The following is a 12,177-nucleotide window of genomic DNA, read 5'->3' as shown; positions in this document are numbered from 1 at the left end:
ACTAACGTGAAGCAAATAAACATTAAGCTACTATTTGTAGCATTGGCTTTTATGGCTTTTTCGTGTAAAACAGCAGAAAAAGCAAGTAAATCAAAAACTCCAGATGCCACAGCCGCGGCAAAACCTCCAGGAAAAAAACCTGGTAAAAACGATCCAAAACCTTATAACAAAGTAATTACTAAAGACGCTAAAAGTGATGAAGGGTTATTTACCGTTCATACTGTAGACGACAAGTATTATTACGAAATTCCAGATACTTTATTTGACAGAGAAATGCTTATGGTTACTCGTATAGCGAAGACTGCTAGTGGTATTGGTTTCGGTGGTGGAAAACAAAATACTCAGGTATTACGTTGGCAAAGAAATGGTAAAAAGGTAGTGTTAAGAGTGGTATCTCATCAGGTGGTTGCCGCAGATTCATTACCAGTTCATGAAGCAGTGGTAAACTCAAATTTTGAGCCTGTATTAGCTACATTTCCAATTCAGGCTTATAGCAAAGATTCTACAAGTACAGTGATCGATGTAACACCTTTATTTAGCAAAGATGTTAAAGCATTAGGTTATCCTCAGTCAAGAAGACAACAATACAGAATCACAAGATTAGAGTCTGATAAATCGTTTATTGAATCTGTAAAAAGTTATCCTCTTAACATTGAAGCGAGACATGTAAAGACATATGCCGCAGGTCGTCCACCTTCAAATTCTAGCACAGGAAGTATCTCATTAGAATTAAATAACTCTATGATCTTACTTCCAAAAGAACCTATGAAGCGTCGTATGTTCGATCAGCGCGTTGGATGGTTTGCAAGAGGACAAGTAGATTATGGTTTAGATGCTCAAGAAAGTAAAACCATAAGCTATTTAGATCGTTGGAGATTAGAAGTTAAAGATGAAGATATAGAGAAGTTTAAACGTGGTGAATTGGTTGAACCAAAAAAACCAATTATCTATTACATTGATAGAGCAACACCAGAGCAATGGCGCAAATACATTAAGCAAGGAATTGAAGACTGGCAAGTTGCTTTTGAAGCTGCAGGATTTAAGAATGCGATTATAGCTATGGATCCTCCAACACCAGAAGAAGACCCAGAATGGTCTCCAGAAGACGTTAGATATTCAGTAGTAAGATATTTGGCATCGCCAATCCCAAATGCCAATGGACCTCACGTTAGCGACCCAAGATCTGGAGAAATTTTAGAAAGTGATATTAACTGGTACCATAACGTAATGACATTATTACGAAATTGGTTCTTTGTACAAACGGCTGCTATCAATCCAGATGCTAGAGGTGTAGCATTTAAGGATGAAGTAATGGGACGATTAATTCGTTTTGTTTCGGCACATGAGGTTGGCCATACACTAGGATTACCACATAATATGGGGAGTAGTGTTGCATATCCAGTAGAAAAATTGCGTGATCCAGAATTTACTAAAGAATTCGGGACGGCACCATCCATTATGGATTACGCACGATTTAACTATGTTGCACAACCTGGTGATGAAGGTGTAGCCTTAATGCCAAACATTGGTCCTTATGACAAATATGCCATTATGTGGGGTTACAAACCTATTTTAGATGCAGAAACAGCAGACGATGAAAAGAAAACTCTTGACAGCTGGATTCTTGAACATGCTGGAGATCCGAAGTATAGGTTTGGAAGACAGCAATTCGGTGTAATAGACCCTAGTTCTCAAACAGAAGATTTAGGTGACGATGCTGTTTTGGCAAGTGACTACGGAATTAAAAACCTTCAGAGAATTGTTCCAAACTTAATTGAATGGACGGCAGAAGATGGTAAAAATTATGATGACTTAGAAACCATGTACGGTCAAGTTCTTGGCCAATTCAATCGTTATATGGGACACGTTTCTTCTAATATTGGGGGTGTTTACGAATACTATAAGACTTATGACCAAGAAGGTGCAGTTTATACACATGTATCAACGGATCATCAGAAAAAAGCAATGCAATTTTTACAAGATGAATTATTTACAACTCCTGAATGGATGCTTGACAATAACATCTTCAATAAAATAGAAAGTGCAGGTCATATAGAACGTGTTAGAGGCATTCAAACTCGCACGCTTAACAATATGATGGACTTTGGCAGAATGCAACGTCTATTAGAAAATGAATCAATTAACGGAAGTCAAGCCTATGGTCTATATGACATGATGAAAGACTTACGCCGTGGTTTATTCAGTGAGTTACGTACTGGTCGAAAAATAGATATTTATAGACGTAATTTACAACGCGCCTATATAGAGCGTATGGAGTTTATTATGACGAATGAACAACCACCTGTTCCTGCTCAATTTAGACGCTTTATAAGAGCTACAAATGTAGATGTGAGTCAATCTGATATAAGAGCAGTTGTACGAGCTGAACTAAAATCTCTTCGTTCGCAACTTAGAAATGCACGCGGTGCTGATTCTATGAGTAGAATTCATATTGCAGACGCAATTGAACGTGTAAATGATATTTTAGATCCTAAATAATTTGGTAACAAATTTTAAAAAAGGCTTCAATTAAATTGGAGCCTTTTTTTATTTTAATAAGTTTTGAATTGCTAAATGATAGTCTTCAAATTGAACGAGATCATTATGGTCTCCTCCTTCAATTGAAATAAATTCCAGGTTGTCAATATTTAATTCTGACAGTTTTTTACCAGATTCATAAGGAACCACTTTATCAGATGTTCCATGTATAATGGCTATAGGACATTTCACTTTTTTTACGTATTCATAATTGGGAAAATGGTAACGTAGCAATGACTTTATAGGAAATAGCGGGAATCGATGTTTTGCCACATCTAGAATGCTATAATAGGGTGTTTCTAAAATTAACTGTTTTGGCTTATTCTTAATCGCCAATTTAGAGGCCATACCAGTACCTAAAGACCTACCATACAGCGTGATTTTGTCTTCAGAATATTGCTTTAAAAGATAATCGTAACAGTATTGTGCATCATTATGTAAAGCATCTTCACTAAGTTTTCCTTGGCTTTTGCCATAAGTACGATAATCCATTACCAAAACATCATAGTTCATTTCAACGAAGTACTCGGTAATTTTACTCCATCGACTTAAATCACCTGCATTACCGTGAAAATATAATATAACACCTTTAGACTTCTCAGCTTTATAATGAATAGCATTTATTAAAGCATCATCGCTGGGTTTTAAAAACAATTCCTCATGAGGATAATTAAGCTCGTATACATAGTTCTCATTTAATGTAGTGGGTAAAAACATTAATTTTTCCTGAAAGTAATAAAGCGCTGCTCCTACCATAATATATACTCCTAAAAGAACAACAAATATTCTCTTAAGCTTTCTTTTTTGATGAGTGAATGACATTAATACTGGTTGATTCTAAATCTATAGTTTTTGGTTGGCTATTTATTATATCATCCAACATTTTATGATACGATTCAAAATTATTTAAATTCTTGTGGCCACCACCAATAACAGTATGTATTTTGGTGAGTTTCGGATTTATTTGTGCCAATTTAACACTAGACTTATATGGTATCAGTTTGTCATGTGTTCCGTGAATAATATGTATAGGACACTGTACATATTTTAACCATTTGTAAGTTGGCAAAGGGTATTTTAATAAAACTGAAAGTGGCATAAACGGTGCATACCTGGCAGTTACCTTGGTAAGGCTATAATATGGCGCATCTAATATGAGCATTTTTGGGTTATTCAATGAAGCCAACTTTGTAGCAAAACCAGAACCTAATGATCGCCCGTAGAGTATTATTCTATCTTCTGATGTCCTCTCCTTAATCTTATCGTAGACCTTTTGTAAATCTCTTTTAATAGCTTTTTGTGATCGTTTGCCAGTACTTTTTCCAAACCCTCTATAATCTACCATTAAAACATTATAACCATGTCTGGTAAAATCTACTGCAAATTTGCCCCAACCTTTAATGCTTTTAGAGTTGCCTTTTAAATATAACACTACACCTTTACTCTCGCCTTTAGGAAAGAAACGTAGTCCGTTGATTATAGCACCATCTCTCGTTTCTAGGTTATATTCTTTTGTTTCTTGATTTTCGTAATCAAACTGAAAATCCTCAGGCAGTTTTTCGGGTTTAAAAAGCATATAGTCTTGTAAGTAGTACAAGGCAATACTAATAGCAATGTAAATTCCTAAAATTAATAATACAGTTGAAACCCAATAAGGCATAATAGCAGATTACTCTTTACAAGATAGTGAAAATTGAATATTAAAAATATTTCATAAATACATCAACAAAGGGATCTTGGTTTACAACTGTGTAATAAAACAAAGCTCCCAACCAACCGTGCAGTAATCCCAATACATAAATGTTCTTGGCTTTTAAATAAATATAGCCATAAAACAGAGCTAAAATAAAAGTCCCAATCATTAACCATATCGACGGATAATGAACAATTGAAAAGAAAACTGCTGTCAATAATATAATTAGTTTTTTATTAAGCTTTAATCGCTTTAATTCGTTAAGATTTCCAGCCAATAAACCAATAGTTAAAAACTGTTGTATACTTCCCCAAATTGGGTAGGTAATCAATAACGGAAAAATATGCCAGGTAAGGTTTATAGTTCCTTGCAGATAACCGATTATAAAAAACAAACCTATTGAAGCAATTGCAAAAGGTAAAGTTATCTTAAGAACCAACTTAAAATTATCAAGTCTAAAACCCCAATCTTTTAAAACCGATCTATTCTTTTTAAAGCGATAAAGCACATAACCACTCCAAAACAATACAGCTATGATTACAAAAGGTAATCTCCAGTTTAGATAATCCATAAAAATGAACTTACCTATGCCAGTCAATACAATGGCGACAATCTCTAAAATTTTAACCTTATCCGAAGCTGGACGAGTTAATTTTAAATTTGAAAATTGAATGAGGTATTTTGTAAGCGAATTTTTCATAATGGAAACTTTAAAACCTCGCAGCTCTGAACCAGTCTGCGAGGTTTTGGGTTACTAACTAACCATCATCAAAACAAAAAGATCATATACACGATAATTCCTTCTGCTATTCCTGTTACAATAGACATACCTAGAATATCCTTTATCTTGCTTCTTAAGAAAAATACTGTGCTAAGTATTGCAATAATACCAGCCAATAAAATCTCCAATGCATTTATTTTTGACAACAAAAAGGTAATTGCAGTAAATGCCGCAGTAATCCCTACCGTAAGGAGGGCAAATCTTAATATTTGTTTTTTTGTATAATTACCTTCTATAAACCCTTTCCTTAAATCCCTCAATATAGAAAGCACAAATAAAAGCGGGACAACTGATAGAAATGGCGCAAAAATCACTTTAATGCCTTTTACAACCGTTAGTTGATTGTAAAAGAAAAATGCAATTGCAGTAAAGGCCAATAACGCAGTTACAATAATAGTTTGAAACGTAAATAACAACTCCCTCTTACCGGAATTTGTTTGATTTTTTGGTGTTTTGATAACATTCATAGTTTGTAATTTTATGTACTCACAAAATGTGGCACCAATTAAATATTCATTTTAATTAAGCGGAGAAGAAAAATATATGTATTGCAAGAGCCATGAGTATACCGCTTAAAATACCATTAGCTTTCAAATTGTTATACAGTAAATAATTAAATACATAAGAGCTTATCGAAGTAGAATTGATTAAATGTGCAAGAACCAAGGCATCTTCAAGCTTTTTTTGCGTTAAGAATTCTATGATTTGCATCAATAACATTGCAATAACAATTGTTACAACAAGTAATATGGTAGCTGGTTTTTGATTTTTTATTTTGTACTCATCTGTATTCTCAGGCAAAAAATGTTCAATAACAATAAATCTTATAAAGAATAGCAAAGGAATTGGGAACAATACCGACCCAATAATCTTTACCACATCTTTAAAGGTTTTAACCTCATCATAACCAAGAAAGACCAGATATATAAATACAACAACAGATATTCCTGTTGTAATAAAAAATGCAATATTTAGTTGCTTCTGTTGCATACTAGTATCTAATCCAGTTAACATTATTTGTCGTGCGATTAGCTACCAACTCTAACTTATCATTGTATGTATCTAAAACGTAATTTGAAATAGATTTTGAATACATTGTTAAAAGCACTAGTGCAATAAAAAACAAGGCTAATTTAACGCCAACTCTTTTCTTAAATTCTGCATTAGTTTTCATATAAATTGTTTTGATAATTACAAATCAAAATTGCAATACTTCAGTTAGCATTAAAAACAAATAATTGTTTATTTATGACGATATATTTTATTTTATTATTAATTTTATACAGATATTTATAGCTATTTATAAATAATTTATGACGATATAATGATTGCTTTAAATTCAATTATAAATACTTTCAACTCCGACGATCAGCAAAGATTCATTACTTATTTAGAAAGTAAAAACAAACGGAAGGACACAAAAAACATTCAACTTTTTAAAGCGCTGAGCAATGAAGAACTCAGCTCAAAAGAAATCTGCAGACAACTATATAATGTAGAGCAATGCAACGCATATCACGCTTTAAGGAAACGATTGTTTCAGTCCATCATAGATTTTATAGCCAACAATAATCTTGAGGATGAAAACTCAATTGACATGGAGATTATTAAATACATTTTGGCTTCACGCACCTTTTTGCTGCAAAAAAACTATGATGTTGCTTATAGAATATTAGATAAAGCCGAAAAGGTTGCTGATGAAAATTCGCTATTCCCTATCCTTAATGAAATCTACCACACAAAAATTCAATATGCTCCCTATTATTCTAAAATAAGCTTAGAAGAACTCATAATGAAACAAAGTGAAAATCAGAAAAAGCATCAATTAGAAGATCAATTAAATATTGTTTATGCTAAGCTAACTTCCTTATTAAACTCCATAAATTATAGAGGTGAGGTTATAGATTTTGAATCTGAATTACAAACCATACTTCAACAACACAATATTGGGCTTAATGAATCCCTATCCTTTAAGTCTTTATATCAGATTTTAGCCATTGCCAACATCTCTGCCTTAGTCACCACAAAATATTATCAAATTGAAGATTTTGTGCTCAAAAGCTATTCCATTTTAAAGCAAAAGAAGGATACGGACAAGCAACTTTACTATCAAATTCAAATTGTATATATCATTGCCAACACCCTCTTTAGGAATAAAAAATTTGAAGAGTCTTTGAATTTCCTTCAAGAGATGCAAGAACTCATGTTACTTAAAAAAGGAAAGCATTATAAAGACTTTATTCTAAAGAAAGTTTTGATCGAGGCCTTAAATCTCAATTATACCAACAACCAACAAAATGCAATTAAATTAGTAGAACAGATAATTTCGAAAAAGCATCAAGACATTGAAGCGTTACTTGACTTACACTTATCGCTTTTGATGTTTTACTTTCAAAACGGAGATTTAATTAGTACCAGATCTGTTTTATCTAAATTCTACCATACAGATCAATGGTATATTGAAAAGGCAGGTATTGATTGGGTAATTAAAAAAAATGTTGCAGAAATACTTCTTTACATCGAGCTCAAAGAAGAAGATCTATTGTACTCTCGATTGAAAAGCTTTAGACGTCGTTACAAAAAATATCTAACCGAAATTAAACAAACAAGAATTTTAACCTTCCTAAACTTTTCAGAGCAGTTTTATAAAAATCCACATGGTTTCTCAACAAAACAGATGAAAAACAAAATTGAAAACGCATTTACATGGACGACCGTTTATAAAGAAGATATTTTTGTAATGAGTTCTTATGCCTGGCTGAAGTGCAAATTAGACGACTCAGAACTTTACCCAACAACACTATCATTTATAAAAACAGCCTAATGTTAAATTTATTGTTAAAACTATTTTTTCATTTAAACTAAACCATTTTTAGGTAGTCTTATGGATGTAACTTAAAACAATTAAAAATGAAAAACTTAATAGTAATTGCTATAGCATTCTTAACATTGAGCGCTACTGCACAAGACCGACGACAAGAGAGAAAGGGAAATGACCACAGGAAAGAAATTATGAAAGATTTGACTCCTGAAGAAGTTGCAAATCTTAAAACTAAAAAATTGACGTTAAAACTAGATTTAACAGATAAGCAACAAAAGAAAGTAGAATCGATTCTCCTTGAGCAAGCAGTTGACAGACAAAACAAAAGAGAGGAGCATCAAAACAAAGAAGAAAAAGGTAAACCTTCAAAAGAAGAATTTTTGAAGATGCAAAATGCAAGGTTAGATAGTAAAATTGAAATGAAACAAAAAATGAAGGATATTCTAACTGAAGAGCAATATGCAAAGTTTGAAAAAATGAAACCTAGAAGACACCAAAGAAGAAACAAACGCGCCAAAAGAAAATAATGTCGAATCCTTTTTTTACTGTAAAAAGTATCGCTTAGGCGATACTTTTTTATTTAATTAAATAAAATTGTTATTTTAGGCTCAAATAATTAATTAATCAACATGAAAAAGGTAATCACCCTTTGTTTTTTCGCTCTAGCAATGTTTTTTGGATCACAATCATTGATGGCTCAAACTAGTATTATTACGGTAAATGAAAAAGCATCAGAAATAACTGAAAAACTAAGAAAGTTCATAAAATTTGATGAAGAACAAGAAGACCAAGTATATGCGGCATACAAAGAATATATGCAAGCTACTTTAGATCTTAAAAATGTGGCAAATGTAGAAGAAGGTGTGAGAGAAAAAATTAATTCATTACTTGAAGATAAAATGCAAGCAATTTTATCTGAAGAGCAATATTTACGTTACAAAGAATTTCCGAAGGAATAATTTCGGTTGAAAACTAAACATAAAGCCTTGCAAATTGCAAGGCTTTTTTTATAGTGTTTTTGCAATCTCTTCAACAGCAGAGATAGTTTCATTTAAATCTTGGTATGTTAATGCATCTGTAATAAACCAAGTTTCAAAGGCACTTGGCGCAATATAAATACCTCTTTCTAACATGCCATGAAAAAACGCCCTGAAGGTGTCGTTATCACCCTTAGCAGATGTTTCAAAATCTACAACTTCATCTTCGGCAAAATGTACTGAAATCATACTACCAATTCTATTTATGGTATGTGTAACATTATTTTTGCTTAAAGCCTCAGTTATACCAGTATGCAAATATTTTGTTTTCTCTTCTAATCGATTCATCAATCCTTTATCGGTCTCAATGGCCTTAAGCATTGCATAACCAGCAGCCATTGCTAATGGATTTCCGCTTAAAGTACCTGCCTGATATACTGGCCCAATTGGAGCAAGTACATCCATAATTTCGTTGCGAGATGCAAATGCACCTACAGGCAAACCTCCACCAACTACTTTGCCAAAACAAACAATATCAGCATCAACGCCTTTAAGCTCTTGTACTCCTCCTTTTGCTAATCTAAAGCCTGTCATTACCTCATCAAATATGAGAAGGATCCCATTCGCGTTGCATATATCTCTTAATCCTTCTAAAAATCCCTCTTTAGGAGGAATACAACCCATATTACCTGCTACTGGCTCAATTATTATTACTGCTATTTCATCTGTATTGGCATCGACCAGTTCCTCAACACTTGATAAATCATTATACCTTGCCAATAAAGTATCCTTTGCTGTGCCTTGAGTTACACCTGGACTATTTGGTGTGCCAAATGTTGTAGCACCACTTCCAGCCGCAATTAAAAATGAATCACTATGGCCATGGTAACAACCAGCAAATTTTATAATCTTATCTCTTTTAGTATAACCTCTCGCCAACCTTATTGCGCTCATACATGCCTCTGTACCGGAATTCACAAATCTAATCTTGTCAATATTTGGTACCATAGAGACAGCCAACTTTGCAATCTTGGTTTCTAATTCAGTTGGCATTCCAAACGAAGTCCCCTGTTTTGTTTTTTCAATCACCGCGTTTACAACAGGTGGAAATGCATGACCCAGTAACATTGGGCCCCAAGAATTAATATAATCTATAAACCGGTTGCCATCTTCATCATACACATAAGCACCTTTGGCTTCTTTCGCAAAAATTGGTGTACCACCAACTGCATTAAATGCCCTTACAGGAGAATTTACTCCACCAGGAATTACGGTCTTTGCTTCCTTAAAAAGTGCACTACTTCTTTGATATAACATATTTTAATTTGGAATTTTAAGCTCTTGACCAATGGTCAAATCATTAGAATCTAAATTATTCAATCCTCTAATAGCGTCTACAGTTGTTTTATATCGTCTAGAAAGCGAATAAAGCGTATCTCCCTTCTCTACTATATGAAATGTAATACCACTGTTTACCATTACTCGTCTTGGTGTTTTGCCACCTAGAACCTCATCATCATACCTATAGAGCTCATAGCGTTCAATCAAACTAATGAGTTTTTGGGGATACCTTCTATCTGTGGCATAACCAGCTACTCTCAAACCTTTTGCCCAGCCTTTATAATCATCTGGTTTTAGCTGAAACAATTTTGAATATCGTTTTCTGCCTGTTAAAAACTCTGAATGATCTCTGTATGATAATTCTGCCTTTTGATATTTTCTGAAACATTCTTGAGACCTATCGTCATCATGATAAATCTTTGCCCCTTTCCATCCATGGCACTTTATACCAAAATGGTTATTTGCCTCTACTGCCAACCTGCCTTTGCCAGAACCTGATTCTAAAATTCCCTGAGCCAGTGTTATACTTGCTGGTATTTTTGATTCTTGCATTTCAGCTTTAGCTATAGACGCATATTTTGAGATGTAGGCATCAACCGAGCTAAGTGGTTTAGATACTAATTCTTTATTAGAATCATTGTCCTTCTCAGAATCTGAAGTAACTACTACTGTTTTTTCATTATCGTCCTTTTTCTTAGTCACTATCCCCTTTTTTGGCCCACAACCAAAAACAAAAAGTATTATAGCAATATATTTTATACCTTTTTTCATACTTTAATCAATGGTAAGTTCTTCTGTTTTAATCTAATATTCATACCTTTTATCCCCTGTAAACCGCCTGTATGGATAGCAAGAATTCTAGAATTCTTGGGGAAAAAATCTTTACCTATCAAATCAAAAATCCCATACATCATTTTTCCTGTATATATTGGATCTAACGGAATACCAAATTTGTCTTTAAAACTATTAATAAACGTAATTAATTCTGGCTTTATTTTTCCATATCCACCAAAATGATAATCGGTAATCAACTCCCAGTTTTTTTGATTGGCAAATTTACGAATATCTTCCTTTAAAAAATCACCTTTTAACGCCGGAAAACCTAATATTTTTTGATTAGTATCAGATGCATTTACCAATCCAGATATTGTTCCACCTGTACCAACAGAAGTACATATAAAATTGAAATTTCTATCTTCTTGTTTCAAAATTTCCTCACAACCTTTAATAGCAAGTTCATTAGTTCCTCCTTCAGGTACCAAATAAAAATCTCCAAATCTATTTTGTAATTCTTTAATAAACGATTGGTCATTCTTATTTCTATATGTTTCTCTACTAACAAAAAAGAATTTCATTCCGCAAGATTTTGCAAACTTCAAAGTTGGATTGGATTCAATTTTATCAACCAATTCTTCTCCCCTTATAACACCAACCGAATTAAATCCATTAATCTCAGAAGCATATGCTATAGCCGCAATATGATTTGAAAAAGCGCCACCAAAACTCAGAATAGTATTCTTTTCTTGATTTTTAGCCTCAATTAAATTGTATTTGAGCTTCCTATATTTATTTCCTGAAATAAAAGGATGTAGTTCGTCCTCTCGTTTTATAAACAAGCTTATATCCTTGTCGTTACTGAGTAATATTTCTTGAATTCTTGAAGTCTTATTGGCTTGCATATAGTTGTCAAAAATAATTCATAAAACTCCAATTCTTCCTATTTCTTATATAGTCAAAATTACTTTCATTTATATATGCTTCCCTTTCAAATGAAATGTTTTTGTAAGCCAAATGCCAATTTCTGTGTTTTATTAAACGAATAACAAATTCTAATCCATATAAAATAAAGAATGGGATCACCAACAATTCCAGCTGTTGTTTTAAATGAATTTTTTCATGATTAATCAAAACACTGTTTTTTGATAACGCTTTGTTTTTCAATAACATAAAAGGAAATAAGGTTATTCCTAAATAACCTCTTGGTACTATATATTTTGAAATTAGAATCACAAGTTATAGACTTCAA

Annotated in this window: 14 protein-coding genes; 4 read left to right on the top strand and 10 right to left on the bottom strand. The window is 32.9% G+C overall.

Annotation, left to right across the window (positions count from 1 at the left end; translation table 11 throughout):
* Positions 1-51 precede the first annotated feature (51 nt).
* Positions 52-2,499: a zinc-dependent metalloprotease gene (locus LBV24_RS14085; protein WP_224479318.1), complete on the top strand. Its 2,448-nt coding sequence runs from the start codon at positions 52-54 to the stop codon at positions 2,497-2,499.
* A 48-nt stretch (positions 2,500-2,547) separates the two neighbouring features.
* On the opposite strand, the gene LBV24_RS14080 is transcribed toward LBV24_RS14085, so the two are convergent.
* From LBV24_RS14080 to LBV24_RS14055, 6 genes are all read right to left on the bottom strand, one after another.
* Positions 2,548-3,360 carry an alpha/beta hydrolase gene (locus LBV24_RS14080; RefSeq protein WP_224479302.1) on the bottom strand — a complete coding sequence of 271 codons (813 nt, stop codon included), beginning with the start codon at positions 3,358-3,360 and terminating at the stop codon, positions 2,548-2,550.
* Positions 3,329-4,198: an alpha/beta hydrolase gene (locus LBV24_RS14075; protein ID WP_224479301.1), complete on the bottom strand. Its 870-nt coding sequence runs from the start codon at positions 4,196-4,198 to the stop codon at positions 3,329-3,331. The genes LBV24_RS14080 and LBV24_RS14075 overlap by 32 nt, the downstream gene beginning before the upstream one ends.
* Before the next feature lie 40 nt (positions 4,199-4,238).
* Positions 4,239-4,931: a CPBP family intramembrane glutamic endopeptidase gene (locus LBV24_RS14070; RefSeq protein WP_224479300.1), complete on the bottom strand. Its 693-nt coding sequence runs from the start codon at positions 4,929-4,931 to the stop codon at positions 4,239-4,241.
* A gap of 68 nt (positions 4,932-4,999) precedes the next feature.
* On the bottom strand, positions 5,000-5,479 hold the full coding sequence (locus LBV24_RS14065; protein WP_224479299.1) for a hypothetical protein: 480 nt from the start codon (positions 5,477-5,479) through the stop codon (positions 5,000-5,002).
* 55 nt (positions 5,480-5,534) lie between these two features.
* The gene (locus tag LBV24_RS14060) at positions 5,535-6,002 is read right to left on the bottom strand and encodes a hypothetical protein (protein WP_224479298.1); all 468 of its coding nucleotides are present in this window, start codon (positions 6,000-6,002) and stop codon (positions 5,535-5,537) included.
* Position 6,003: 1 nt separating this feature from the next.
* Entirely contained in the window at positions 6,004-6,186 is a 183-nt protein-coding gene (locus LBV24_RS14055; protein WP_224479297.1) for a hypothetical protein, read from the bottom strand.
* Positions 6,187-6,336: 150 nt separating this feature from the next.
* On the opposite strand from LBV24_RS14055, the gene LBV24_RS14050 reads away from it, so the two are divergent.
* The 3 genes from LBV24_RS14050 to LBV24_RS14040 all read left to right on the top strand — a co-directional run bounded on the left by LBV24_RS14050 (position 6,337) and on the right by LBV24_RS14040 (position 8,792).
* Entirely contained in the window at positions 6,337-7,836 is a 1,500-nt protein-coding gene (locus LBV24_RS14050) for a hypothetical protein (protein ID WP_224479296.1), read from the top strand.
* Positions 7,837-7,922: 86 nt separating this feature from the next.
* A complete protein-coding gene (locus tag LBV24_RS14045; RefSeq protein WP_224479295.1) occupies positions 7,923-8,360 on the top strand; it encodes a hypothetical protein in 438 nt (145 codons plus the stop codon).
* Between the two features lie 102 nt (positions 8,361-8,462).
* A complete protein-coding gene (locus LBV24_RS14040; protein WP_224479294.1) occupies positions 8,463-8,792 on the top strand; it encodes a hypothetical protein in 330 nt (109 codons plus the stop codon).
* Between the two features lie 48 nt (positions 8,793-8,840).
* On the opposite strand, the gene hemL is transcribed toward LBV24_RS14040, so the two are convergent.
* From hemL to LBV24_RS14020, 4 genes are read right to left on the bottom strand one after another with little or no spacing between them, the layout of a single operon-like run.
* The gene (gene hemL, locus LBV24_RS14035; RefSeq protein WP_224479293.1) at positions 8,841-10,127 is read right to left on the bottom strand and encodes a glutamate-1-semialdehyde 2,1-aminomutase; all 1,287 of its coding nucleotides are present in this window, start codon (positions 10,125-10,127) and stop codon (positions 8,841-8,843) included.
* 3 nt (positions 10,128-10,130) lie between these two features.
* A complete protein-coding gene (locus LBV24_RS14030) occupies positions 10,131-10,922 on the bottom strand; it encodes a glucosaminidase domain-containing protein (RefSeq protein WP_224479292.1) in 792 nt (263 codons plus the stop codon).
* On the bottom strand, positions 10,919-11,830 hold the full coding sequence (locus LBV24_RS14025; protein ID WP_224479291.1) for a 1-aminocyclopropane-1-carboxylate deaminase/D-cysteine desulfhydrase: 912 nt from the start codon (positions 11,828-11,830) through the stop codon (positions 10,919-10,921). Before LBV24_RS14025 ends, LBV24_RS14030 begins: the two co-directional genes overlap by 4 nt.
* A 7-nt stretch (positions 11,831-11,837) precedes the next feature.
* On the bottom strand, positions 11,838-12,161 hold the full coding sequence (locus LBV24_RS14020) for a hypothetical protein (protein ID WP_224479290.1): 324 nt from the start codon (positions 12,159-12,161) through the stop codon (positions 11,838-11,840).
* Between the last annotated feature and the right edge of the window lie 16 nt (positions 12,162-12,177).

This window comes from Winogradskyella vincentii (assembly GCF_020166345.1).
GTDB lineage: Bacteria > Bacteroidota > Bacteroidia > Flavobacteriales > Flavobacteriaceae > Winogradskyella > Winogradskyella vincentii.
Note: the sequence above shows the minus strand (reverse complement) of the source record. Positions and strands in the feature narration are given on the sequence as shown.

Coding starts and splice junctions, on each gene's coding strand:
- LBV24_RS14085 (WP_224479318.1), top strand. CDS start 52: ATGGCTTTTTCGTGTAAAACAGCAGAAAAAGCAAGTAAATCAAAAACT.
- LBV24_RS14080 (WP_224479302.1), bottom strand. CDS start 3,360: ATGTCATTCACTCATCAAAAAAGAAAGCTTAAGAGAATATTTGTTGTT.
- LBV24_RS14075 (WP_224479301.1), bottom strand. CDS start 4,198: ATGCCTTATTGGGTTTCAACTGTATTATTAATTTTAGGAATTTACATT.
- LBV24_RS14070 (WP_224479300.1), bottom strand. CDS start 4,931: ATGAAAAATTCGCTTACAAAATACCTCATTCAATTTTCAAATTTAAAA.
- LBV24_RS14065 (WP_224479299.1), bottom strand. CDS start 5,479: ATGAATGTTATCAAAACACCAAAAAATCAAACAAATTCCGGTAAGAGG.
- LBV24_RS14060 (WP_224479298.1), bottom strand. CDS start 6,002: ATGCAACAGAAGCAACTAAATATTGCATTTTTTATTACAACAGGAATA.
- LBV24_RS14055 (WP_224479297.1), bottom strand. CDS start 6,186: ATGAAAACTAATGCAGAATTTAAGAAAAGAGTTGGCGTTAAATTAGCC.
- LBV24_RS14050 (WP_224479296.1), top strand. CDS start 6,337: ATGATTGCTTTAAATTCAATTATAAATACTTTCAACTCCGACGATCAG.
- LBV24_RS14045 (WP_224479295.1), top strand. CDS start 7,923: ATGAAAAACTTAATAGTAATTGCTATAGCATTCTTAACATTGAGCGCT.
- LBV24_RS14040 (WP_224479294.1), top strand. CDS start 8,463: ATGAAAAAGGTAATCACCCTTTGTTTTTTCGCTCTAGCAATGTTTTTT.
- hemL (WP_224479293.1), bottom strand. CDS start 10,127: ATGTTATATCAAAGAAGTAGTGCACTTTTTAAGGAAGCAAAGACCGTA.
- LBV24_RS14030 (WP_224479292.1), bottom strand. CDS start 10,922: ATGAAAAAAGGTATAAAATATATTGCTATAATACTTTTTGTTTTTGGT.
- LBV24_RS14025 (WP_224479291.1), bottom strand. CDS start 11,830: ATGCAAGCCAATAAGACTTCAAGAATTCAAGAAATATTACTCAGTAAC.